This window comes from Herbidospora sakaeratensis, from assembly GCF_001570525.1.
Classification (GTDB): domain Bacteria; phylum Actinomycetota; class Actinomycetes; order Streptosporangiales; family Streptosporangiaceae; genus Herbidospora; species Herbidospora sakaeratensis.
On the sequence record NZ_BBXC01000012.1, the window covers coordinates 480292 to 503031 of the forward strand.

Here is a 22740-nt window from a genome sequence, read left to right on the forward strand (position 1 = left end):
GCGGCCGCGTGGGCCGATGAAAGAATATCCCCGTGGACATCACCGAGGGACTCCTGGGGCCCCTGCTACTCAGCCGCAGCACCATCGACCGTTCCGCCCAGCTCCGCCACGACCCCGACTGGCTCGACCGGGTCTGGCACGACCCGTCCACACGCGTCCTCGTCATCAGCGACGGCCAGACCATGGTCAAACGATCGGGCGACGAGGCCGAGATCGTCCTGCTGACCCCCGCCGAGGCCCCCGAGGGCCAGCGCCACCTGCTCGGCGTCGCCGACGGCGTGGCCTACTTCTCCGTCTCCGCCAAACTTCCTGACGACGCCGACTCCGCCGGCCTGCGCGAGGCCGGTTCGATCCTGAGCGACCGCGACGCCGGCCTGTTCACCTACGCCGTGGCACTGGAGTCGTGGCACGCCACCCACCGCTTCTGCCCCCAGTGCGGCGCCGAGACCGCCGTCACCCAGGGCGGCCACGTGCGCGTCTGCCCCAACGACGGCTCCCAGCACTTCCCCCGCGTCGACCCCGCCGTCATCATGCTGATCCGCGACCCCGACGACCGCATCCTGCTCGCCCGCGGCCCCCAGTGGCCCGAGGGCCGCATGTCGGTTCTGGCGGGCTTCGTCGAACCCGGCGAGTCCCTGGAGGCGGCCCTGGCCAGGGAGGTCTTCGAAGAGGTCGGTGTACGGGTTTCCGACCCCCGCTACCTCGGCAGCCAGCCCTGGCCCTTCCCCCGCAGCCTCATGCTGGGCTTCTTCGCCCGCGCCCTCACCAGCGACCTGACCCTCGACCCGAAGGAGATCGCCGAGGCCCGCTGGTTCACCCGGGAGGAGCTGCGCGTGGCCATCATGACCGGCGAACTGCGCGTCCCGCCCCCGGTCTCGATCGCCCGCAGACTCATCGAGACCTGGTACGGATCGGCCATCGACGACCAGGGATCGTGGGGCCGCTGACCCGGGTCATCCTCCGATGGCGCGGGCCAGCAGCATGCCGCAGGCTCCGGCCCCCAGGCCGCCCGCGATGCTGACCACCACGTTCGCGGCCGCCGCCAGCCGGGCGCCGTCCTCGGCCAGGCGCAGCGTCTCGTAGCTGAAGGTCGAATACGTCGTCAGCGCGCCGCAGAAGCCCGTCCCGGCCAGGGCCGTGAACGTGTGGTCGGCCGGCAGCGTGACCAGGAAGCCGAGCAGGGCCGAGCCCGTCAGGTTGACCCCGAACGTCCCCCACGGGAACACGCCGTCGTGCTTCGACTGGATCAGCCGGTCGGTCAGGTAGCGCAGGGGAGCGCCGATCGCCGCCCCCGCCGCCACGAGCAGGGCGGTCAGCAAGCCCGTCACCGGGGCCGCCCGCCGTAGTGGCGGACCTCGACCTCGTCCACCATGACCAGGCCCTCGCCGATCAGCCCGTCGAGCTCCGGCAGGAACGCGCGTACCCGCTCGGGCTCGTCGACGATGACGATCGCCACCGGCAGGTCGTCCGACAACGACAGCAGGCGGGTGGTGTGGATGTGGTTGGAGGCGCCGTAGCCCTCGATGCCGCGGAAGACGCTGGCCCCGGCCAGCCCGGCGGCGTGGGCGCGGTGCACGATCTCGTGGTAGAGCGGCCGGTGATGACTGGTGTCGGTCTCGCCGACGAAGATGGTCAGCCGCAGCGCGGGTGTCATGTGCGCCTCCCCAGTCGCCGGGCCCCCGCCCGGGTGGCGGCCGTGCCGGCCCACACGGCGGCCAGCGCCAGCAGCGGCGTCACCACCAGGTAGACCAGCGCCGACCGGGGCACGCCGCCCGCGACCAGCAGGCCGATGTCCGCGATGTAGGTGGAGAACGTGGTGTAGCCGCCCAGCACCCCGACCCCCAGAAGGGGGCGTACCCAGGTGGGAGCGGCCCAGATCTCGGTGATGGCCACCATCAGCACGCCGATCAGCAGGCATCCGGTGACGTTGATGAACAGGGTCGTCCACGGGAACCCGGGGGCGCTCGGGAAGAGCACCCCCAGCCCGTAGCGGACGAGAGATCCCGCGACCCCTCCGGCCGAGATCGCGAGGAGGATTCGGACGGGCATCGGTTCCTCCTACCGGTGAAGGTAGGGACCGTCGGCAGAGATCTGCGGTTACCCGGATGGGGCGGTGGGCCCCACCACCGCTCAGAACCCCACTATATCGACTGGCCCATCGTCGCCAGGCGACGCTTGACCTCGATCACCGAAGGGTTGGTCGCCGCGCTGCCGTCGGGGAACACGACGGTCGGGACCACGCGGTTGCCCTTGTTGACACTCTCGACGAACGACGCCGCCTGGGGGTCGGCCTCGACGTCGACCTCCTCATAAGCGATGCCTTCGCGGGTCAGCTGGCTCTTGAGCCGCTTGCAGGGCCCACACCACGAAGCGGTGTATACCGTGAGCGCCATTGTCGTCCCTTTCTGTCGGCAGTCATTGCCAACACGACGGATGGTGCTCATCTTCCCATCTAGTACGCGAGATGTCCGATCACCCACGCCTGGATCGTCTCGGCGACGCCGGGCTCCCGGAACAGGGGCGAGCTGTGGTAGCGGCCGGGGTAGGACCGGACCGACATGTCGACGCCGTAGACGGCGAGCGACTCGCGCAGCAGCTCGCTCTGGTAGGGCGGCACGAACTCGCGGGCCGAGTGGACGCTGAGCATCGGCGCGTCGCCGTAGGAGGCGTGGAACGGCACCTCCATGCTCGACCAGATCCGGGGGCACTTGTTGGGGCCGCAGCCCCCGGCCAGGGCCACCGCCGCCTGGCGCAGCTTGCGCTGCTCGTGGGTGGCGCCGTGGCCGCCGTCAGAGTAGGCGGTCAGCGGGGAGATCACCGGCGAGACGCCGACGACGGCCCGTAACCCGGGCTGCCCGTCGCCGTAGGTGCCCACCGACGCCGCGATGTGCCCGCCGGCCGAGAAGCCGATGATCGCGTAGCGGTTGGGGTCGAGGCCGAACTCCGAGGCCATGCGCCGGGTGGTCGCGATGGCCTCAAGGGCGTCGTCGCGCTGCGCCGGCCACCGCGCGTCGCCGGAGAGCCGGTAGTTGACGTTGACCACGACGTAGCCGAGGTCGAAGTAGCTGCGGGTGACGGCCTTCATGTACGCCTTGTCGCCGCCCGACCACCAGCCGCCGTGGATCATGAACACGACCGGGCGGATCAGCGGGTCGTTGGCGCGCCAGTAGACGTCCATGCGCTGCTTCACGTGGCGGCCGTACTTCACGAGCGTCTTGCGCTCCTGCACCGGCGGCGGCGTGGACGACGTGGTCGGCGAAGGCGAGGAGACCGGCGTCGGCGAGGCCGTGGCGGCCGGCTGCGGGCTGACGGCGTGCGCCCCCGCGCTCATGGGAGCGCAGAGGACGGCGGCGAGTGCGAGCGCACCGGCGACGGCCGCTTTCTTCAAGGGTCTGAAACCTCCCCGCGCGGCCCCCGTCGTGCCCTCCGGGGACGCTCCCTCTTTGCCTTCGGCGACCCGGCTCTTGAGACGCGCTTGGCCGGGTGCTGGAAGGATGATGCCAGCAGATCACCCGCCGCGCACGTTGGAGGCCGCATTTGGACGTCCTTTCGGGCCTCGATCCCGAACAGCGGGCGGTGGCCGAAACGCTGCGGGGTCCGGTGTGCGTGCTGGCCGGAGCAGGTACCGGCAAGACTCGGGCGATCACCCACAGAATCGCCCATGCGGTACGAACCGGTATCGCCGACGCGCCGAGCGTGCTCGCTGTGACGTTCACCACCCGGGCCGCCGGAGAGCTCCGCCACCGGCTGCGCGAACTGGGCGCCCCGGGCGTGCAGGCCCGTACCTTCCACGCCGCCGCGCTGCGCCAGCTCACCTACTTCTGGCCGCGCGTCATCGGCGGCGACGCCCCCCAGGTGATCGAGTCGAAGCTGCCGCTGCTGGTCGAGGCGGCCCGCATGCTGCGCCGCAACCCCGACCGCGCCGAACTCCGCGATGTCGCCAGTGAGATCGAGTGGGCCAAGGTCACCCAGCACGCGCCCGAGGACTATCCGGCCGCCGCCCTGAAGGCCCGCCGCACCCCGCCGATCCCGGCCGACGACGTCGCCCGCCTCTTCGACCAGTACGAGAAGCTGCGCCGCGCCCGCCACCTGGTCGACTTCGAGACCATCCTCGAACTCACCGCGGCCGTGATGACCGAGCACCGCGAGGTCGCCAACCAGATCCGGTCGCAGTACCGCTACTTCGTGGTCGACGAATACCAGGACGTCAACCCGCTCCAGAAGCTGCTGCTCGACACCTGGCTCGGCGGCCGCGACGACGTCTGCGTCGTCGGCGACCCCAACCAGACGATCTACAGCTTCACCGGCGCCAGCCCCCACTTCCTGACGAGCTTCGGCGTCGAACACCCGGGCGCGGCGGTGGTGAAGCTGGTCCGCGACTACCGCTCGACCCCCGAGGTCGTCACCCTGGCCAACCGGGTGATGGCCCGCAGCCCCCACCGGCTGGAGCTGGTCGCCCAGCGCGAGCGGGGCCCCGAGCCGGTCTTCACCGAATACGACGACGAGCCCGCCGAGGCCATGGGCGTGGCGCTCCGGGTCAAGAAGCTGATGGCCGACGGGGTGCCGACCAGGGAGATCGCGGTCCTGTTCCGGGTGAACGCCCAGTCGGAGGCGTACGAACAGGCCTTCACCCAGGCCGGCGTGCCCTATCTGCTGCGCGGCGCCGAGCGTTTCTTCGAACGTCCCGAGGTGCGCCAGGCGGTCGTGCTGCTGCGCGGCGCGGCCCGTTCCGCCAACGACGAGGAGCCGCTGGCGCCGGCCGTCCACGCGATCCTGGCCGGCATCGGCCTGACCCCCGAGCGGCCCGGCGGCGGCGCCGCCCGCGCCAAGTGGGAGTCGCTGAACGCCATCGCCGAACTCGCCGAAGACCTGGCCGCCAAGGGCGGCGACCTGCCCGCGTTCGTCGCCGACCTCGAACGCCGCGCCGCCGAGCAGCACGCCCCGCCGGTCGAGGGCGTCACCCTGGCCTCGCTCCACGCCGCCAAGGGCCTCGAATGGGACGCCGTCTTCCTGATCGGCCTCACCGAGGGCATGCTCCCGATCGTGTACGCCGAGACTCCCGACCAGATCGAGGAGGAACGCCGCCTCCTCTATGTGGGCATCACCCGGGCCCGCGTCCACCTCAACCTGTCGTGGGCGCTGGCCCGCTCCCCGGGCGGCCGGAGGTCGCGCCGCCCGTCGCGTTTCGTGGAGTCGCTGGCCGGCACGCCGGCGACCCAGCCCTCCTTCCCCTCCCCGCAGCCCGCCCGCCGCAGCGTCGCCGCCCCCGCGACCTGCCGGATCTGCGCCCGCACGCTGGCCACCGGCCCCGAGCAGAAGCTCGGCCGCTGCGCGACCTGCCCCGCCGAGTACGACGAGGCGCTGCTGGAGGAACTGAAGGCGTGGCGCGCCGAGGCGGCCAAAGAGGCCAAGGTGCCGAGCTACGTCGTCTTCACCGACGTCACCCTGCAGGCCATCGCCGAACGCGCCCCCGCGACCGAGGAGGCCCTCCTCGCCATAGCCGGGATCGGCCGCGTCAAACTGGAGCGATACGGTCAAGCCGTACTCTCCCTCGTCCGACGCCGTCTGGAGGCCTCGTGAACTCCGCCCTCAAGGAGTTGCTCGACCTGCTCGACCTGGAGCAGATCGAACTCGACATCTTCCGCGGCCGCAGTCCCGAGGAGCGCATCCAGCGGGTCTTCGGCGGCCAGGTCGCCGCCCAGGCCCTCATGGCGGCGGCCCGCACGGTCGGCGCCGAACGCCAGGTCCACTCGCTGCACGCCTACTTCATCCGGCCGGGCGACCCGGCGATCCCGATCGTCTACACGGTCGACCGCGTGCGCGACGGCCGCTCGTTCAGCACCCGCCGGGTGGTCGCCGTCCAGCACGGCAAGGTCATCTTCACCATGTCGGCCTCCTTCCACATCGAGGAGGAGGGCGTGCACCACCAGGCGGCGGTGATGCCCGACGTACCGAGCCCCGAAAGCCTGGCCCCCCTCCAGGACCGGCTGCGCAAACTCATCGGCGACGACCCCGAGTGGTCGGGCTGGTTGTCGCGCCCCCGCCCCCTCGACGCCCGCTACGTCACCCCGCTGACGTGGGAGGCCAACCGCGACCCGAGCCTGATCGGCCCGGAGAACCAGGTCTGGTTCCGCTACGACGCCGACCTGCCCGACGACCCGCTGCTCCATGTCGTGCTGGCCGCCTACGCCTCCGATTACACCCTCGTCGACACGGTGCTGCTCGCCCACGGCCTGGCGTGGGGCCCGTCGAACATCTCCGGCGCCTCTCTCGACCACGCGATGTGGTTCCACCGCAGGTTCCGCGCCGACGACTGGATCCTGTACGCGCAGGAATCCCCCTGGTCCGGTGGCGCCCGCGGCCTCGCCCAGGGGCAGATGTTCACCGCGTCCGGAGAGCTGGCCGTGTCGGTCGTCCAGGAGTGCCTCATCCGGGTTGGCTGAACCCGGAAAATTTCTGTGTAATCGCAGGTCGAAAATGTGTTGCCCACTCGGCAGGTTGCCGTTTAGGGTCATGCACATGCGAGTCGGACGCTACTGTCCGGCCCCCCGAGAAAGTCACCAGGAGGTGAGCCCAGTGCTGAGCATCAGAATCTCGACCGCCACGCCGTGGCTCACCGTCGCATGCCCTGCCACCGATGCCGCCGCTTATGGCCCGCAGGCCAAACTGCGCGTCGATGGCGCCTTCGCGCCGAACCAGCTAGTCCGGCGTATGCGTATCGAGCAGACCAGCCACACCACCACCGGTGGAGTGGGGCGTCCGCGTCCTGCCTGGAGTAGACCAGTCACAACCTGACCGGTCAGTCAGCCTCCAGGCCGCGGATCCCCACATCGGATCCGCGGCCTTCGTGTTTTTCCCGGCCCGTATCCCCCCACTGCAGAGGACAACGACCAACCCGATTCACAAAGAGGTGACGCAGATGGCGGCCCCGGTCATGGACCTGATCGAAGCCGAGATCCCCTGTCGTACCGACCCCGACCTCTGGTTCGCCGAGTCTCCCGAAGACGTCGAGTTCGCCAAGGCGCTCTGCGGCGGCTGCCCCATCAGGGAGACCTGCCTGGCCCGGGCCCTCGAGCGTGAGGAGCCCTGGGGCGTCTGGGGCGGCGAGCTGATCCTGCGAGGCACCGTGGTTCCGCGCAAGCGGCCCCGTGGTCGTCCCCGCAAGACCCCGCTCCCGCTCTGACGAACGACCGACAGACAACCCGACCCGAAGACCTGCAGAAAAGAGAAGTGCGATGACCTTCCACACCTCCACCGCGCCACATCTGTTCCAGGAACTGGTAGATGAGCGAATACGAGGGCTCCAGCGGGAAGCCGCGGAGCACCGCCTCGCCAGCCGGGTGGCCAACGCGAACAAAGCCCGCGAGCGGGCCGCCCGCGCCACCGCCGCCCTCCAGGCGGCACTGTCGAGGCTCTAACGGCCACTTGTAGAAAAAGGCCCGGGTGTACCACTACACACCCGGGCCTTTCTGCATGCTGCTGGCCATGACCGACTTCCTCGCCACCACCCGGGCGGCCTACGACACCGTCGCCGCCGACTACGCCCGCGACATCCCGGAGCGTTACCACTCCAGCCCGCTGGCCCACGCGATGATCCCGGTCTTCGCCGAACTGGTGACCGCCGGGGGAGGCGGCCCGGTGGCGGACGTCGGCTGCGGCCCCGGCCACGTGACCGCCCACCTGTCCACGCTGGGCGTGACCGCGTTCGGCGTCGACGTGTCACCGGAGATGATCGCTCTCGCCCGGGCGGCCCACCCGGACCTGCGTTTCGAGGTGGGCACGATGAACGCCCTCACCGCCGCCGACGCGACGCTGGCGGGCGTGGTGGCCAACTACTCCATCATCCACACCCCGCCCGAGGCCCTCCCCGCGACCTTCGCGGAATTCCACCGCGTGCTCGCCCCCGGCGGCCACCTGTTGCTCGGCTTCCGGGCCTACGACGACGCCACCCGCCTGGGCGAACTCTTCGACCACTCGGTGACCCCGGCCCACCGCTATTCCCCCGACCGCATCGCGGCCTTACTCGGCGAGGTGGGCCTGACCGAAGTGGCCAGGCTGACCATCGCCCCCGGCGAGGACGCCAAACGGGGCTTCCCGCAGGCGTACCTCATCGCCCGCCGCCCGATCGAGGTCCCGGACGACCACGTCTCGGCGCGATGATCACTACCGGATCAGGAGGCGGTGGCCGGTTGTTCGTTGTCGTCGGCGAAGCCGGGGACCCAGGTCAGGACCTCGTCGCGGAAGCGGGCCGTCGTGCCCAGCTGGCACAGGACGCCCACGCCCGCCGCGTGGACCCGGTGGATCAGCACGTAGGTCGCCGGCAGGTTGAGGTGGCGGACCACGTTCGTCGGGCGGAGGTCGGTCGCGCTGGCCGCCTGGGCCTGGAGCCACTCCCGGCTGAAGCTGAACTCCTCGACCTGGGTCGGTTCCACGTAGGGGGCCAGGAACGCCCGCAACGCCTCGACGTCGATCTCGATGTGGGGGCGGATGAAGCCCTCGGCCCGCAGGCCGTCGACGACCGTGGACATGTCGCCCTGGTTGAACAGGCGCACCAGGCGGCCGAACACCGGAGGGTAGCCCTCGGGCAGCCGGTTGACCGCGCCGAAGTCGAGCACGCCCAGACGGCCGTCGGGCAACATGCGGAAGTTGCCGGGGTGCGGGTCGGCGTGCAGCATGCCCACGCGGGCGGGGGAGCTGAACAGGAACCGGGTCAGCAGCAGACCGGCGCGGTCGCGCTGCTCCTGGTCGCCGTCGGTGATCACCTTCGACAGGGGAATGCCGTCGATCCACTCGGTCACCAGGACGTGCTCGTTGGCGGCGATCACGTCGGGGACGCGGAAGTCGGGGTCGTCCTTGAAGGCGACCGCGAACGCGTGTTGCGCCTCGGCCTCCAGGAAGTAGTCGAGCTCCTCGACCACCCGGTCTTTCAGCTCGGCCAGCACGGCCTTGACGTCGAGGCCCGGCAGCAGCGCCCCGAACAGCTTGCCCAGCCGGGCGAGCTGGTTGAAGTCGGAGATCAGCGCCTTGCCCGCGCCCGGATACTGGATCTTCACGGCGACCTCGCGGCCGTCGTGCCAGACCGCCCGGTGGACCTGCCCGATCGAGGCGGCGGCGGCCGGCCGGTCGTCGAAGGACAGGAAGTTCTCCCGCCAGTCGTCGCCCAGTTCCTCGCCGAGCACCCGGTGCACCGTCGCGGCGGGCAGCGGGGGCGCGGCGTCCTGAAGTCTGGTCAGGGTGGCCCGGTAGGGGCCGGCGATCTCGGTCGGCAGCGCCGCCTCGAAGATCGACAACGCCTGCCCGAGCTTCATCGCCCCGCCCTTGAGCTCACCGAGGATCTTGAAAATCTGCGCCGCGGTACGCTCCTGGATCTCCTGGGCGACGATTTCCGCGGACTTTCCGCCGATCCGTTTCCCCAGGCCGAGAGCGGTGCGCCCGGCGAACCCCAGGGGCAGGGCCGCCAGTTTCGCCGAGCGCGTCACGGCGTTGCGCGGAAGGTCACTCACGCGACCATTGTTAGCCCAGCCTGGTCGTTTCGACTACAACGGCATCGGGGATGACGCGGCCACACCCGGCGCCGCCACTGTAAATCGGGCAGGATTTCGGCCGTTCCGACGGCGTCGACCGCACGTCTGTCGAGGAAGGCGAGCGCCTGCCCGGCGGCCTGACCCGCGACCAGGCCCGAGGTGATGGTGTCGCATCCCGACTGCCCCCTGATGGCGGCCCGGACCGTCGGCCAGCCCGGATCGCGGTCGCGCCGGGTCAGCTCGATGCACGCCAGGCACGGCGACTGCCCCGGCACGACCAGCGGCCCGACGGTCCCGCACCCCTCGGCGCACGTCGCGAGCAGATGGGGGATGCCCAGCGTGGTGAGATCGTGGGCCAGCAGCGGATCGGGCGCGCCGGTGGGAGCCAGCACGACCAGGTCGGGCCCGGCCGCGCCGTCCATGAGCCCGGCGGCGGCGCGGCCCGCCCAGGCCGTGACGCTCGGCGCGACCGAGGCGGCCACCGCCACCGCGCCCTCCTCGCGGGGTTTGCCCACGTGCGCCCAGCCGAGCCCGCCCGGCACCACGTCTTCGGCTCGCGCGCACTCGGGATCGAGCACGCAGATCCGCCCGACCCCGGCGGCCGCGAGCAGCACGGCCACACGCGCCCCTATGCGCCCGGCGCCGTAAATCCGGACATAAGACCTTCTTCTGCCTTCAAAGGCCGTCAGGCCGCCGTCCAGGGCCGGAGGAGAGGACTTCTGCCCGGAGGCCGTCTCGGGCAGTTCGTAGACCGTGGGCGGGAGCGACAGCGCCTCCAGGTCGGGCCTGAGCCGGTCGCGTTCCTCGCGGCTGAGGGTGGTGAGCGGGGCCGGCCCCGAGACGTCGTCGAGCAGCCCCCGCCCGGCGAGGAGTTCGACGATGCGTGTGGCGACCGTCTCGTCGGCGCGGGAGTCGGCGATGGCCTGCGCCAGCGTCCTGGTTCCGTCGAGGCTCGCCACGAAGCGCCGCCCCCGTTCGTCGAGGCCGGTCAGCAGCACGGCCCGCGCGGGGTGCAGCCCGAACTGCAGCGTCTCCTCGTCGCGCGTCGCCACTCCGACGGCGGGTTTCACCCGCGGCCGGCTGGCCATACCCAAGGGTTGTGTCATGGCCCGGAAACTGTCACACGCCGCGAGCCGCCCGAGCCGCTTTCCCGCCGCCTGTGGATAACCCGCCGACGGCTCGGCCTCGAATTTCGCCGACTCAGGATTCAATGATCAATAACGACGTCGAGGAGATATTGATCATTTCGCCGTCGTCGCCCGGTGTGCGCCGCCCCTGGGGGTGCGTCCGCACAGGTCAGGGCCACCCTGGTCCGCCGTCGCAGGTTTTACTTTTGCGCCGCCGCCCATATCCATTCGTTGTCCCGCAATCAGGAAACCTGCCGCACATCGGCCTTCCCGGGCGCTCTCACCTGGTCTCCTTCGGGATGCCACTGGGGCCGGTGTGCCGGTTTAACGTGCGGGAAACGTTGATTGACCAGCGGGAACGTCGGTGACCCCCTGTGGAATTCCGCGCGTGTCGAGTACCGTGCATATGTGCCCCCCGAGACAGTCGAGGTTCGTCGGAGCGCACGACGGCGGCGAACCGTTTCCGCGTACCGCGATGGAGACAAGACCATCGTGCTGCTGCCTGCCGGTCTGAGCACGACCGACGAGGAGCAGTGGGTACGCCGCATGCTCGAACGCCTGGCGGCGAAGGAGCAGCGTAAAAGACCCAGTGACGACGACCTGCTCGATCGCGCCCGGGAACTGTCGGCCCGCTACCTCGACGGACGGGCCGCGCCATCGAGTGTGCGCTGGGTCGAGAACCAGCTCCACCGATGGGGGTCGTGCACTCCAGATCATGGCACGATCCGATTGTCGGCCAGACTCCGGGGGATGCCCGCGTGGGTCGTAGACTACGTGATCATGCATGAGCTGGTGCACCTGCTGGTGCCGAGCCACGGCCCCCGGTTCTGGGCGCTGGTCGAACGTTACCCCAAGGCCGAACGCGCGCGCGGATTCCTCGAGGGATTCTCCATGGCCGCGAGCGGCACCCCGGAGGAATGTTGACCGAACGGCTGGTGGCCGTCCTGGTGACCCCGTCGTGCGGTGACGCCGCGCCACCGGGGGTCGGCCGCGAGGAGTTCCTCCGTGCCGTGGCCGAGGACACGTACGAGATGGTCGCGGGCCTCGACCTGGTGACCCCGGTGATCCTATCGGTTGGAGTCCCAGATTTGGAGGAGATCGCCTGGCCGGGCACGCCGGTGATCTCCGTCGACTCCGTGAGCCGGGCCTTCGCCGCGCTGCCGCCGGCCGACCAGGCCGTGGTGGTCTGCGGTGACGCGCCCGATCTGCCGCCGCTGCTGATCGGGAAGTTGTTCCGCGAGCTCGGCCGCGCCGAGATCGCCGTCTGCCCGGCCGACAACGGGGGAGCGGTCGCGGTCGCCGCCCATCTGCCGTTCCCCGAGTGGGCGACCCTCGACGTCGACCACCCCGAGGTCGTCAAGGCGCTGCGCGCGCAGGCCCCCGGGCCCCGCAAGGTCGCCACCGGGCCGGGCTGGCACCGCCTGCGCACACCCGGCGACCTCGCCCGCCTCGACCCGGGCCTGGAAGGGTGGGACTCCACCCGGGCGTTGGTGATGGCGTGAACCGCGACGACCTCGTCCGGCTGCGCAAGGTCCGCGACCTGATGGACCGCGACTACGCCAGCCCCCTCGACGTGCCCGCCCTGGCCCAGGCCGCCCTCATGTCACCCGGCCACTTCTCCCGCAGCTTCCGGGCGGCCTACGGCGAGACGCCGTACAGCTACCTGATGACCCGCCGCATCGAGCGCGCCAAGGCGCTGCTCCGCAACGGCGACCTGTCGGTCACCGACGTCTGCTTCGCGGTCGGCTGTACGTCGCTCGGCTCCTTCAGCACCCGCTTCACCGAGCTGGTCGGCGAGAGCCCCAGCGCCTACCGCGCCCGCTCCCACGACGAGGCCGCCGCCATCCCCGCCTGCATCGCGAAGATCCACACCAGACCGGTCAGGAACGGAGAAGCCAACGCCGCCGGTCGCCCTCTAGCGTGAGAAGCATGGACATCAAACTGCACACCTGCTTCCTCGCGGTCGACGACCACGACACCGCGCTCGCCTTCTACCGCGACGTGCTCGGCATGGAGGTCCGCAACGACGTCTCCTACGAGGGCATGCGCTGGGTGACCGTCGGCTCCCCCTCGCAGCCCGAGGTCGAGATCGTGCTCGAACCGCCGCTGGCCGACCCCAACGCCTCGGCGGAGGACAAGGAGACCATGTCCGAGCTGCTGGCCAAGGGCCTGCTGCGCGGCCTGATCTTCAGCACGGACGACTGCGACGCCACCTTCGAGAAGATCGCCGAAGCGGGCGCCGAAGTCCTCCAGGAGCCGATCGACCAGTTCTACGGCGTCCGCGACTGCGCCTTCCGCGACCCGTCGGGCAACATGCTGCGGTTCAACCAGCCGCTGAAGAAGGAAGCCTGAGCACGGTGAAGAGCGCCCGGTGGTCGGTGCCGGCGACGTCGTGGACGCGCGCGTGCGCGACCGCCACCCGGGGGTCGACCAGCACGTGGTCGATGGTGATGAGGGGCGGCAGCCGCCGTCCGGCCGCCCAGGTCGTGATCAGGCCCTTGCCCGTGGCGTCGGCGGCGTCGACCCACCCGTGACCCAGCACCGCGCGGAACTCCGCGTGGTCGAACGTGGCGTTGTAGTCGCCCGCCAGGACGCGGATCGTGCCGGCCTCGGGCCGGGGCAGTGACCGCAACCCGTCGCGCCACAACCCCAGGTCACGCCCCAGCGGGGCCACCGTGTGCACGTCGGCCAGCTCGACCGGCGGACCGCCGGGAACCTCGATCCGCACGTACGGCATCCGGTGCCCGTCGCCCGGCGCGAAGGGCGCCAGCGGGGTCACCGGGAGGCGCGAGTAGATCCCCGAGCCCGCCGCGCTCCAGTGCGGCTCCAGATGGGTGTACGGCATCAGGGACCCCAGCCCCGCCGCGGCCAGCCCGTCGACCGCCCGGGGACTCAGTTCCTGCACCGAGATGACATCGGGGCGCGCGGAACGTACCAGAGCCATGAGAGAAGAGACGTCGGCGCGCCCGAAGCGCATGTTGACCGACAGTACCCGGAGCGACGGCCCGTCGGCCGGGGGCTGCGCCGAGGGCAGCGCCCGCGGCAGCACCACGAACGACAAGGCGACGACCGACGCCAGCGAGAGCGCGGCGGCCCGCGGGGCCCGCGCCAGCACGGCGACCAGGACCGCCACGACCGCCCCGAGAACCGCATAGGGCGTGCCCGTGGACAGGAGGGTCCCGAAGCCGGTGAGCTCCGTCCCGGTCAGCCGGAAGACCGTCCAGACCACGCTGATCCCGGCCAGCAGCCAGGCGAACGCCCGCCGCTTGCGCCCCGGGGAAGGGGCGGGCGGGCGGATCTCCCCGCCGACCTCGACGCCTACCTGAGTGTCCACCCGGGCCACCCTAATCAGCGGTGCGCAGGGCAGGGGTAAGTCAGTTGTGAAGATCGTGTGCGAGCATCGCGCGGGCCCTGCGCGCGAGCCGGCGGGTGGCCAGGTCGCTCGGCTCGGGGATGTCGTCGACCGGGAACCACTCGAGCGCCAGCGACTCCTCGCTGATCACCTTCTCGGCCCCGGGCGGCGCCACCGCGCCGAACTCCACGTCGAGATGCCAGCACTGCGGCGGGTGACACCACACCTCGTGCCGGTCGAGCGCCAGCGGGCCGGGCAGCAGGGTCAGGCCGGGGATGCCCGACTCCTCGACCGCCTCCCGCAGCGCCACATCGGGCAGCGTCAGGTCGCCGGGCTCGCAGTGGCCGCCCATCGGCAACCACAGTTTCGCCTTCGGGTGGTGGGTGAGCAGCACCTTCGCGCCGTCGTGGGACAACACCGCCGTCGTGGCGGTCAGATGCCCAGGTACGCACGAACGCCACATGCCGTCGTTGTGTTCGGCCAGATGGCGCAGGAAGTCGAGACGCAGCGCCTCTTCGTCGGGGGTCGGGCCGGTCCAGGCCGCGAGCAGCGCCGCGGCTTCGTCGCGCAGGGTCACTTGTCTTCGTCGTCGTTTTCTTCGAGGAACTTGAGCAGGCCGAGGTCGAAGTCCTCCTTGCCGGCCACGAACGCCTCGGGGTTGTCGAGGTCGTCGGAGGTCGGCATGAGGTCGGGGTGGCCCCACACCGCGTCGCGCTCGTCGACGCCGCGCGCGTCGCCCAGCGCCTTCCACAACGCCGCCGCCTCGCGCAGCCGCCGGGGCCGCAACTCCAGGCCGACCAGCGTCGAGAAGGTGAGCTCGGCCGGTCCGCCCGAGGCCCGGCGGCGCCGGACCGTCTCGCCCAGCGCGCCCGCCGACGGCAGCTTGCCCGCCGCCGCGGCGTCGACGACCGTGGCGACCCAGCCCTCGACCAGCGCGAGCGTGGTCTCCAGGCGGGCCAGGGCGGCCTTCTGCCGCTCGGTCTCGGCGGGCTTGAGCAGGTCGCCGCCAGAAAGGATCTCCTGGAGCCGCGACGGGTCGTTGATGTCGAGCCCCTGGAGTTTGTCCTGCAGGGCCGAGACGTCGACGGTGATGCCGCGGGCGTATTCCTCGATCGCCCCGAGCAGGTGTGACTTCAGCCACGGCACGTGCTGGAACAGCCGGTGGTGGGCCGCCTCACGCAGCGCCAGGTAGAGGCGGATCTCCTCGGCGGGCAGTTCGAGCCCCTGGCTGAACGCCGCGATCCCGCCGGGCAGCAGCGCGGCGGTGTCGGACAGCGGCAGGCCGATGTCGCTGGTGCCGATGACCTCGCGGGCGAGGGTGCCGAGGGCCTGGCCGATCTGCTGACCGACCATCATGCCGCCCATCTGCTTCAGCATGCCCATCAGCGGCCCCGCCATGGCCTGCGCCTCGGCCGGGAGCCCGGCGGCGCCGAGGCTGCCGCCCATGGTCTCGACCATCTTGGCGGCCACCGGGTCGCACAGCTGGCCCCAGATCGGCGCGGTCTTCTCGATCCATTCGGACCGGCTCCACGCCTGCGGGTTCGACACGCCGCTCGGCAACGACGTGGCCTCGTTGAGCCACAGGTCGGCCAGGTTCAGCGCGTCGACGACCTGACGTCGCTCCCCTTCCATCACGCTGGGATCACCGCCGTCGGCGACCACGGCGTGGCGGGCGATGTTCTTCGCCATCTCCCAGTTCACCGGGCCGGAGCCGGGTGGGGCCGAGAGCATGTCGGCGAACTGGCGCATCGCCTGGGCCATCTGCTCGGGGTTGCCGAACATGGCGAACGGGTTCTCGTTAGGATCGTTTTCGCGACCTGGCAGGTCAGTCACCGCGCCACCTCGTGCAGGATGGAGGAGTCCACATCCGCCACGTTATCCGTCGTGGGGCGTGTCAGCGCAAAGTGAGGACCGCGTGCCAGTCTCGAAACGCCATCGTCCGCCCGTCGTCGCCGTCACCGGCGCGGCCTCGGGAGTAGGCAGGGCGTTCCTGTCGAAAGTCGCCTCGTCTGCGGATTTCCGCCGTGTGGTGGCGATCGACGCGCAACGCGGCGACGTCACCGACGTGACCTGGCGGGTGCTCGACATCCGCGATCCGCTCTTGGCGAACCGGATCTCCGACGTCGACGTGCTGGTCCATCTGGCGGGCGACTTCTCGCTCGACGGCGACCCCGCCGAACGCCGGGCCTACAACCTGCGGGCCGCCCAGACCGTCCTGACCGCCTCGGCCGCCGCCCGGGTGCGCCGGGTCGTGCTGGTCACCAGCGCCATGGTGTACGGCGCCGACGCCGACAACCCCGTCCCGCTGCCCGAAGACGCCCCCGTGGCGGCCGAACCCGACACCGGGGTCGTGGGCGACCACCTCGAGATCGAGTCGCTGGTCCGCCGCTCGCTGCGGGCCCACCCCGGCCTGGAGGTCGTGGTGCTGCGCCCGGCAGCCCTGGTCGGGCCCGAGGTCGACACCGTGGTCACCCGCCACTTCGAGGCCCCGCGGCTGCTCGTGGTCAAGGGCTGCCTGCCCCGCTGGCAGTTCTGCCACGTCGACGACCTGGTCTCGGCCCTCGAACTGGCCGCCCTCGGCCACGTCAACGGCGTGGTCGCGGTGGGCTCCGAGGGCTGGCTGGAGATGGAGCAGGCCGAGGAGGTCTCCGGCGTGCGTCGCTTCGAGCTCCCGGCGGGCCTGACCTTCTCCACCGCCCAGCGCCTCCACCGCCTGGGCATCACCCCGGCCCCGGCCACCGACCTCCACTACGTCGTCTACCCCTGGGTGGTCGACTGCGCGACCCTGCGGAACGCGGGCTGGAAGCCGGCCTGGACGAACGAGGCCGCCCTGCGCGAGCTGATGACCTACCGCGAGGGCAAGCACGCCGTCGTCGGCCGCCGCCTGTCCGGCAAGGACGCCACCCTGACCGCCGCCGGCGCCACCGTCGCGGTGATCGGCACGGCCGCGATCGTCCGCGCGGCCCGGCGGAAGAAGAAGATTTAAAAGATTTAGACTCGTCGGGTGGACGTCATCCGCCTCCTGGCCATCCGCGAGACCCCGCTCTCCGTCGACGAGGTGGTCGCCGCCGTCGGCGACCACGCGGCCGGGGGCACCACGCTCTTCATCGGCACCGTCCGCGACCTCGACGAGGGCCGCGACGTCGAGCTGCTGTCCTACTCGGCCCACCCGAGCGCCGAGGCGGAGCTCCGGCGGGTGGCCGAGAAGGTGGCCGCCGACTTCCCGGTGACCGCGCTGGCGGCCGTCCACCGGGTCGGCGACCTGGAGCTCGGCGACATCGCGGTGATCGTCGCGGTGGCCTGCCCCCACCGGGGCGAGGCGTTCGCCGCGTCCCGGCGGCTGATCGACGACCTCAAGCACGAGGTGCCGATCTGGAAGAACCAGCGCTTCGCCGACGGATCGGCCGAGTGGGTCGGCGCCTGTTAGCCGCTCCTTATCGGCGAGCCCTTAGAGTTCAGGCATGTCCCGACGTGCCCTCACCCTGCTCGTGGCGGGTTTCCTCACACTCGCGCTGGCTGTGGGCGGCGCGATGCTCCCCGTCCCCTACGTCGTGCTGTCACCCGGCCCGACCGAGAACACGATCGGCGACGTGAAGGGCAAGCCGGTGATCACCGTCACCGGCCACCAGGTCTATCCCACGAGCGGCATGCTCAGCATGGTCACCGTCGCCTACCAGGGCGGCCCCGGCAACCGCATCGGCCTGCTGACCGCGCTGCGCGGCTGGCTCGACGACACCATCGCGGTCGTGCCGGAAGAGACGATCTTCCCCAGGGAGCAGACCGTCGAGGAGGTCGAAGAGGAGAACAGCGCCGAGATGGCCACCTCCCAGGAGACCTCCACCGCCGCCGCCCTGCGCGAGCTCAAGATCGCCTACCAGAACGTGGTCGAGGTCGCCACCACCGACAAGGGCTCGCCGGCCGAGGGCAAACTGCTGCCCGGCGACGTGATCACCACCGTCGACGGCGCTCCGGCCACCGACATGGAGACCGTGGCCTCCCTGGTCCGCAAGCACACCCCCGGCCAGGACGTCACCTTCGGCGTCGACCGCAAGAACGCCAAGCAGGACGTCACGGTCAAGACCGTGAAGGGCCCCAACGGCCAGGCGATCGTCGGCGTGCGCATGGGGATGTCGTACAAGTTCCCCTTCACCGTCAACATCAGCGTCGGCGACGTCGGCGGCCCGAGCGCGGGCCTGATGTTCTCCCTGGGCATCTACGACAAGCTCACCCCCGGCCCGCTGACCGGCGGCAAGGCCATCGCCGGCACCGGCACGATGGACGGCGAGGGCAACGTCGGGGCCATCGGCGGCATCGAGCAGAAGATGGTCGGCGCGAAGAAGGCCGGCGCGACGGTGTTCCTGACGCCCTCGGCGAACTGCCCGGCCGCCGCCGCGGCCGTGCCGGCCGGATTGCGCCTGGTCAAGGTCGACACTCTGAACGGCGCCATCAAGGCGATCGACGCGATTCGCACCGGATCGGGATCCGTCCCCGCCTGCACTTCCTGAACACTTTCCTGAGGGGATTCTGGAAGCGCAGCACTGCCGAACGCGGTGTAGGTTGCCAGGCACAGACCGTTTGTGCTTTTGACCAAAGGGGTTTGGCGTTGAGCTTCCGGAGCCCCGGAGCCGGTCGGGCGATGCGCGTGCCCCGCCGGCCCCGCCTGCTCATTCCCGTGGGAATCGCGATCGTCGCGGTCGTGATCGTCCTCTACATCTTCGCCGGTTTCTACACCGACTATCTCTGGTACGACTCGGTGAAATTCAGCTCGGTCTTCTCGACCATGCTGATCACCCAGATCCTGTTGTTCATCGTCGGCGCCGCCCTGATGGTCGGCATCGTCGGCGGCAACATGGCGCTGGCGTTCCGGGTTCGTCCCATGTTCGGCCCCGGCATGTTCGGCAACGCCCAGGGCGCCGACCGCTACCGCCTGGCCATCGACCCGCACCGGAAGATCATCTTCCTGATCGGCATGGCGATCCTCGCCCTGTTCGCCGGGTCGTCGACCTCGGGCCAGTGGAAGACCTGGCTGCTGTTCCAGAACGCCACGCCGTTCGGCAAGGTCGACGCCGAGTTCGGCATGGACCTGTCGTTCTTCACGTTCACCTATCCGTTCCTGCGGATGGTGCTGAACTTCCTGTTCATCGCGGTCGTCCTGTCGGCCATCGCGGCGGCGCTGGTCCACTACCTCTACGGCGGCTTCCGCGTCCAGACCCCGGGAGGCGTGCACGCCTCCCGCGGCGCGCGGGCCCACCTGTCGGTGCTGCTGGGCGTGTTCGTGCTGCTGAAGGCCGTGGCCTACTGGCTCGACCGGTTCGGCCTGGTCTTCTCCGACCGGGGCAAGGTCTACGGCGCCTCGTTCACCGACGTCAACGCGGTGCTCCCGGCCAAGACCATCCTCGCGTTCATCGCGCTGATCTGCGCCGCGTTGTTCTTCGCGGGGGTCGTGCGGGCCGGCGGCATGCTGCCGGGCGTCGCGCTCGGCCTGCTCGTGCTGTCGGCGGTCCTGATCGGCGGCGTCTACCCGGCGCTCGTCGAGCAGTTCCAGGTCAAGCCGAACCAGCAGGCCAAGGAGCGCGACTACATCGACCGCAACATCAAGGCGACGCGAGCCGCCTACGGGGTCGACAACGCGACGGTCACCCAATACGGCGCCGAGACCGAGGCCAAGCCCGAGGTGCTCCAGGCCGAGTCGTCGGCGATCCCGGGCCTGCGCCTGCTCGACCCGACCGTGCTCAGCCCGACCTACCAGCAGCTGCAGCAGATCCGCGGCTACTACCAGTTCCCCGAGCAGCTCGACATCGACCGCTACAAGAACCCGGCCACCGGCAAGATCCAGGACACGGTCGTGGCGGTCCGCGAGATGGGCGCCCCGCCCAGCGCGCAGAGCAACTGGATCAACGACCACCTCGTCTACACCCACGGCTTCGGCTTCGTCGCCGCCCCGGGAAGCGCGGTCGACGGCAGCGGCGTGCCCAGCTTCAACGAGAAGGACATCCCGCCCACCCAGGCCCTCGGCAAGTACGAGCCCCGGATCTACTTCGGCGAGAACTCGCCCGAATACTCGATCGTCGGCGGCCCGCAGGGCAGCAACCCGGTCGAGCTCGACTACCCCGAGCAGAGCACCAGCGGCCAGAAGAACAACACCTACGCCGGCACCGGCGGCGTCCCGGTCGGCGGGATCTTCACCCGGTTCCTCTACGCCCTGAAGTACGGCGAGACGAACCTGCTGCTGAACTCCAGCATCAACGCCGACTCGAAGATCATGTACATCCGTAAGCCGATCGAGCGCATCCAGGCGGTCGCCCCGTTCCTGACGCTCGACCGCGACCCCTACCCGGCCATCGTCGACGGCCGGATCAAGTGGATCGTGGACGCCTACACCACGTCCGACGCCTACCCCTACTCCGAGCCCCACAGCCTGGAGAGCCTCACGACCGACGTGACCTCCTCGCTCCAGCCCGGCGTGCCGCAGGTGCCGCGCGACAACATCAACTACATCCGCAACTCGGTGAAGGCCACCGTCGACGCCTACGACGGCACGGTGACCCTCTACGCGTGGGACGACACCGACCCCGTGCTGAAGACCTGGCAGAAGGCCTTCGGCACCATCGTCAAGCCCGCCTCCGACATCTCGCCGGAGCTCCGTGAGCACCTGCGCTACCCGGCCGACCTGTTCAAGGCCCAGCGCGAGATCCTCACGCAGTACCACGTGACCGACCCCGACTCGTTCTTCGGCGGCCAGGACTTCTGGAAGGTCCCGGAGGACCCGGCGACCAAGAAGAGCAAGCAGCCGCCCTACTACGTGACCATGAAGATGCCGGGCGTCACCCAGGAGAAGTTCTCCCTGACGACCACGTTCGTCCCGAACAACCGGCAGAACATGGCCGCGTTCATGGCGGTCGACGCCACGGCCGACGCGAAGAACGCCAAGCTGGAGATCCTCCAGCTGCCGAGCACGACGACGATCCAGGGTCCGCCCCAGGCGCAGAACACGTTCCTGACCGACCCGACCGTCTCCGCGCAGCTCAACATCCTGAGAGGCAGCGGCGGCGCGACCGACGTCATCTTCGGCAACCTGCTCACTCTCCCGTTCGGCGGCGGCCTGCTCTACGTGGAGCCGGTCTACATCCAGCCGAAGGACGAGGCGGCCGGCCGCTTCCCAACCCTGCAGAAGGTGCTGGTCCTCTACGGCCAGCGCGTCGGCTTCGGCGACGACCTGGAGACCGCGCTGAAGCAGGTCTTCGGCGAGGCGGGCACGGCCCAACCGGCCGAGCAGAACGAGGAACAGACCCAGCCGACGCAGAACGAGCAAGCCGAGACCCCCGCGCAGCAGGCGTCGGTCTCCACGGCCCTCGGCAAGGCGCAGAAGGCCTACGAGGACGCCCAGGCGGCCCTGTCGGCCAACCCGCCCAATTGGCAGGCCTACGGCACTGCCCAGGCGGCGCTGAAGGCCGCCCTCGACGAGCTGGCCGCCGCCCAGGGCGCGGCGAACCCGGCCCCGTCAGCGAGCCCGTCACCGACCCCGGCGGCGTCCGGATCGGCGACGCCGACACCCACGCCGACACCCTCGACACCACCGCAAGCGCCCTGATCGCAGCATTCGGTTTGCCGCATCACCCCGCGCCGGATAGTCTTAAGACACACCGACGCGGGGTGGAGCAGCTCGGTAGCTCGCTGGGCTCATAACCCAGAGGTCGCAGGTTCAAATCCTGTCCCCGCTACTCTGTCAAAAGGCCCGGAGATCACTCTCCGGGCCTTTTGATTTGCGTTAGCCGACGTTCATGGATAGTGTTCTTACATACCGACGCGGGGTGGAGCAGCTCGGTAGCTCGCTGGGCTCATAACCCAGAGGTCGCAGGTTCAAATCCTGTCCCCGCTACCAAGAAAGTGGCCCGGTTCCGGTTCTGGAACCGGGCCACTTTGTTTTCTCCCGTGTACGGGATGCGTTTCCCGGCGCAAATGCTCTGAAGTGGAATTCGAGCTGGTCGAATCGGGAATTTGCGAAATTTCCGTGGGGCTGGCCTGAGTCAGTGGGCGAGGATCGCGACAGGAGCCGGCGTCAGCGGCCGACTGGGCGCGGGTTCGCGGTGTGACGCTCACCACGTCGATTGCCTGACGGTGGTGCATTTGGGGGCATGCGTGGCGAGCTGCGCTGCATGAGGCCCTCCTACCGGTACGACGGATCGCGGACTCGGCTGATCGAGGGCGGTTCGTTTCGGCAAAGCACCTGGAGGGTCGGACCGCCATGCGGGCAGGGCGCGTCAGCCCCCGCGCGATGTACTCGTCCTCGCCGAAACGTCGTCAGCATCATGAGTCGAGCTGACCCGTCCTAGTGCGGAGCGTGAAGTGTCGGACCGCCTGTGACGACTTGTCCCGATGGGGCGTGGAGAGTCGCGCTGCCCGAGGCGGCTTGTTCGGGTGGGACTCGTAGTCGAGCGAGCTGCTCGAGAGGAGTCGTTCCGCTGGGGCATGTGGCGTCGGATCGCCCCAGACCGACTCTGTCTCGTGCGGTGCGTGGGGACTCGGGTCGCTTGCAGAGTCAAGCCGACCAAGAGGGCTCGTTCAGGTATGGCTCGTGAGGAGTCGAGCTGCCCGAGGTGGATGGTTCCGGTGCGCCTGGTACAGAGTCAGGTCGCCCGAATCGTTCCGGTGAGGCGGGTGGGGAGTCGGGTCGCCAGAGATGGTTCGTTGCGGTGGGTTCCGGGAGCGGCCGGTTGGCGCCGGGTGGCGGGCGGGC

24 protein-coding genes and 2 tRNA genes are annotated in these 22740 nt (G+C 70.2%); 16 read left to right on the forward strand and 10 right to left on the reverse strand.

The window, feature by feature from the left end; translation table 11 throughout:
- Window positions 1–26: 26 nt before the first annotated feature.
- Entirely contained in the window at window positions 27–947 is a 921-nt protein-coding gene (nudC, locus tag AW271_RS21075; RefSeq protein ID WP_439648995.1) for an NAD(+) diphosphatase, read from the forward strand.
- A gap of 6 nt (window positions 948–953) precedes the next feature.
- Here nudC and crcB read toward each other — a convergent pair whose 3' ends face one another.
- The 5 genes from crcB to AW271_RS21100 form a co-directional block, all read right to left on the reverse strand.
- On the reverse strand, window positions 954–1316 hold the full coding sequence (crcB, locus tag AW271_RS21080) for a fluoride efflux transporter CrcB (RefSeq protein ID WP_062339148.1): 363 nt from the start codon (window positions 1314–1316) through the stop codon (window positions 954–956).
- Between the two features lie 8 nt (window positions 1317–1324).
- On the reverse strand, window positions 1325–1654 hold the full coding sequence (locus AW271_RS21085) for a DUF190 domain-containing protein (protein ID WP_062339084.1): 330 nt from the start codon (window positions 1652–1654) through the stop codon (window positions 1325–1327).
- Window positions 1651–2049 (reverse strand): fluoride efflux transporter FluC, encoded by a 399-nt coding sequence (locus AW271_RS21090; protein WP_174553105.1) that lies wholly within the window; start codon window positions 2047–2049, stop codon window positions 1651–1653. The genes AW271_RS21085 and AW271_RS21090 overlap by 4 nt, the downstream gene beginning before the upstream one ends.
- A 92-nt stretch (window positions 2050–2141) precedes the next feature.
- Entirely contained in the window at window positions 2142–2393 is a 252-nt protein-coding gene (locus AW271_RS21095; RefSeq protein ID WP_062339085.1) for a mycoredoxin, read from the reverse strand.
- Window positions 2394–2452: 59 nt separating this feature from the next.
- Window positions 2453–3388, reverse strand: coding sequence for an alpha/beta hydrolase (locus AW271_RS21100; protein ID WP_245653140.1), 936 nt, complete (start codon window positions 3386–3388; stop codon window positions 2453–2455).
- Window positions 3389–3537: 149 nt separating this feature from the next.
- Between AW271_RS21100 and AW271_RS21105 the strand changes: the two genes are divergently transcribed.
- The 5 genes from AW271_RS21105 to AW271_RS21125 all read left to right on the forward strand — a co-directional run bounded on the left by AW271_RS21105 (window position 3538) and on the right by AW271_RS21125 (window position 8160).
- On the forward strand, window positions 3538–5580 hold the full coding sequence (locus tag AW271_RS21105; protein ID WP_062339086.1) for an ATP-dependent DNA helicase UvrD2: 2043 nt from the start codon (window positions 3538–3540) through the stop codon (window positions 5578–5580).
- Window positions 5577–6443, forward strand: coding sequence for an acyl-CoA thioesterase (locus tag AW271_RS21110; RefSeq protein ID WP_083976947.1), 867 nt, complete (start codon window positions 5577–5579; stop codon window positions 6441–6443). Before AW271_RS21105 ends, AW271_RS21110 begins: the two co-directional genes overlap by 4 nt.
- 476 nt (window positions 6444–6919) lie before the next feature.
- Window positions 6920–7183 (forward strand): WhiB family transcriptional regulator, encoded by a 264-nt coding sequence (locus tag AW271_RS21115; protein ID WP_030451771.1) that lies wholly within the window; start codon window positions 6920–6922, stop codon window positions 7181–7183.
- A 52-nt stretch (window positions 7184–7235) separates the two neighbouring features.
- Entirely contained in the window at window positions 7236–7418 is a 183-nt protein-coding gene (locus tag AW271_RS21120) for a hypothetical protein (RefSeq protein ID WP_062339087.1), read from the forward strand.
- Between the two features lie 67 nt (window positions 7419–7485).
- Complete coding sequence (locus AW271_RS21125; protein WP_062339151.1) at window positions 7486–8160, forward strand: class I SAM-dependent DNA methyltransferase; 675 nt, start codon at window positions 7486–7488, stop codon at window positions 8158–8160.
- An 11-nt stretch (window positions 8161–8171) separates the two neighbouring features.
- On the opposite strand, the gene AW271_RS21130 is transcribed toward AW271_RS21125, so the two are convergent.
- Both AW271_RS21130 and AW271_RS21135 read right to left on the reverse strand, forming a co-directional pair.
- Window positions 8172–9503, reverse strand: a complete 1332-nt coding sequence (locus AW271_RS21130; RefSeq protein WP_062339088.1) for an ABC1 kinase family protein — start codon at window positions 9501–9503, stop codon at window positions 8172–8174.
- Complete coding sequence (locus AW271_RS21135) at window positions 9500–10594, reverse strand: ThiF family adenylyltransferase (RefSeq protein WP_245653141.1); 1095 nt, start codon at window positions 10592–10594, stop codon at window positions 9500–9502. The genes AW271_RS21130 and AW271_RS21135 overlap by 4 nt, the downstream gene beginning before the upstream one ends.
- A 465-nt stretch (window positions 10595–11059) precedes the next feature.
- Between AW271_RS21135 and AW271_RS21140 the strand changes: the two genes are divergently transcribed.
- From AW271_RS21140 to AW271_RS21155, 4 genes are read left to right on the forward strand one after another with little or no spacing between them, the layout of a single operon-like run.
- Complete coding sequence (locus AW271_RS21140; protein WP_062339090.1) at window positions 11060–11575, forward strand: M48 metallopeptidase family protein; 516 nt, start codon at window positions 11060–11062, stop codon at window positions 11573–11575.
- Window positions 11569–12153 (forward strand): hypothetical protein, encoded by a 585-nt coding sequence (locus AW271_RS21145; RefSeq protein ID WP_062339091.1) that lies wholly within the window; start codon window positions 11569–11571, stop codon window positions 12151–12153. Before AW271_RS21140 ends, AW271_RS21145 begins: the two co-directional genes overlap by 7 nt.
- Window positions 12154–12194: 41 nt before the next feature.
- A complete protein-coding gene (locus AW271_RS21150) occupies window positions 12195–12575 on the forward strand; it encodes a helix-turn-helix transcriptional regulator (RefSeq protein WP_062339152.1) in 381 nt (126 codons plus the stop codon).
- A 5-nt stretch (window positions 12576–12580) separates the two neighbouring features.
- Window positions 12581–13003 (forward strand): VOC family protein, encoded by a 423-nt coding sequence (locus AW271_RS21155; protein ID WP_062339092.1) that lies wholly within the window; start codon window positions 12581–12583, stop codon window positions 13001–13003.
- Here AW271_RS21155 and AW271_RS21160 read toward each other — a convergent pair.
- Genes AW271_RS21160 through AW271_RS21170 form a run of 3 tightly spaced genes read right to left on the reverse strand, consistent with a single transcriptional unit; the run spans window position 12975 to window position 15836 of the window.
- Window positions 12975–13985 (reverse strand): endonuclease/exonuclease/phosphatase family protein, encoded by a 1011-nt coding sequence (locus tag AW271_RS21160; protein ID WP_062339093.1) that lies wholly within the window; start codon window positions 13983–13985, stop codon window positions 12975–12977. The genes AW271_RS21155 and AW271_RS21160 overlap by 29 nt on opposite strands.
- A gap of 40 nt (window positions 13986–14025) precedes the next feature.
- Window positions 14026–14580 carry an NUDIX hydrolase gene (locus tag AW271_RS21165; protein ID WP_062339094.1) on the reverse strand — a complete coding sequence of 185 codons (555 nt, stop codon included), beginning with the start codon at window positions 14578–14580 and terminating at the stop codon, window positions 14026–14028.
- Window positions 14577–15836 carry a zinc-dependent metalloprotease gene (locus AW271_RS21170; RefSeq protein WP_062339095.1) on the reverse strand — a complete coding sequence of 420 codons (1260 nt, stop codon included), beginning with the start codon at window positions 15834–15836 and terminating at the stop codon, window positions 14577–14579. Before AW271_RS21170 ends, AW271_RS21165 begins: the two co-directional genes overlap by 4 nt.
- An 82-nt stretch (window positions 15837–15918) precedes the next feature.
- On the opposite strand from AW271_RS21170, the gene AW271_RS21175 reads away from it, so the two are divergent.
- The 6 genes from AW271_RS21175 to AW271_RS21200 all read left to right on the forward strand — a co-directional run bounded on the left by AW271_RS21175 (window position 15919) and on the right by AW271_RS21200 (window position 21885).
- Window positions 15919–16989, forward strand: a complete 1071-nt coding sequence (locus tag AW271_RS21175; protein ID WP_245653142.1) for an NAD-dependent epimerase/dehydratase family protein — start codon at window positions 15919–15921, stop codon at window positions 16987–16989.
- Between the two features lie 18 nt (window positions 16990–17007).
- A complete protein-coding gene (locus tag AW271_RS21180; RefSeq protein WP_062339097.1) occupies window positions 17008–17430 on the forward strand; it encodes a molybdenum cofactor biosynthesis protein MoaE in 423 nt (140 codons plus the stop codon).
- 34 nt (window positions 17431–17464) lie between these two features.
- The gene (locus AW271_RS21185) at window positions 17465–18508 is read left to right on the forward strand and encodes a YlbL family protein (protein ID WP_062339098.1); all 1044 of its coding nucleotides are present in this window, start codon (window positions 17465–17467) and stop codon (window positions 18506–18508) included.
- A gap of 167 nt (window positions 18509–18675) precedes the next feature.
- Window positions 18676–21594 (forward strand): UPF0182 family membrane protein, encoded by a 2919-nt coding sequence (locus AW271_RS21190; protein ID WP_369408455.1) that lies wholly within the window; start codon window positions 18676–18678, stop codon window positions 21592–21594.
- 56 nt (window positions 21595–21650) lie between these two features.
- Window positions 21651–21724 (forward strand) — tRNA-Met (locus AW271_RS21195).
- Between the two features lie 84 nt (window positions 21725–21808).
- Window positions 21809–21885, forward strand: a tRNA-Met gene (locus AW271_RS21200).
- The last annotated feature ends 855 nt before the right edge of the window (window positions 21886–22740 follow it).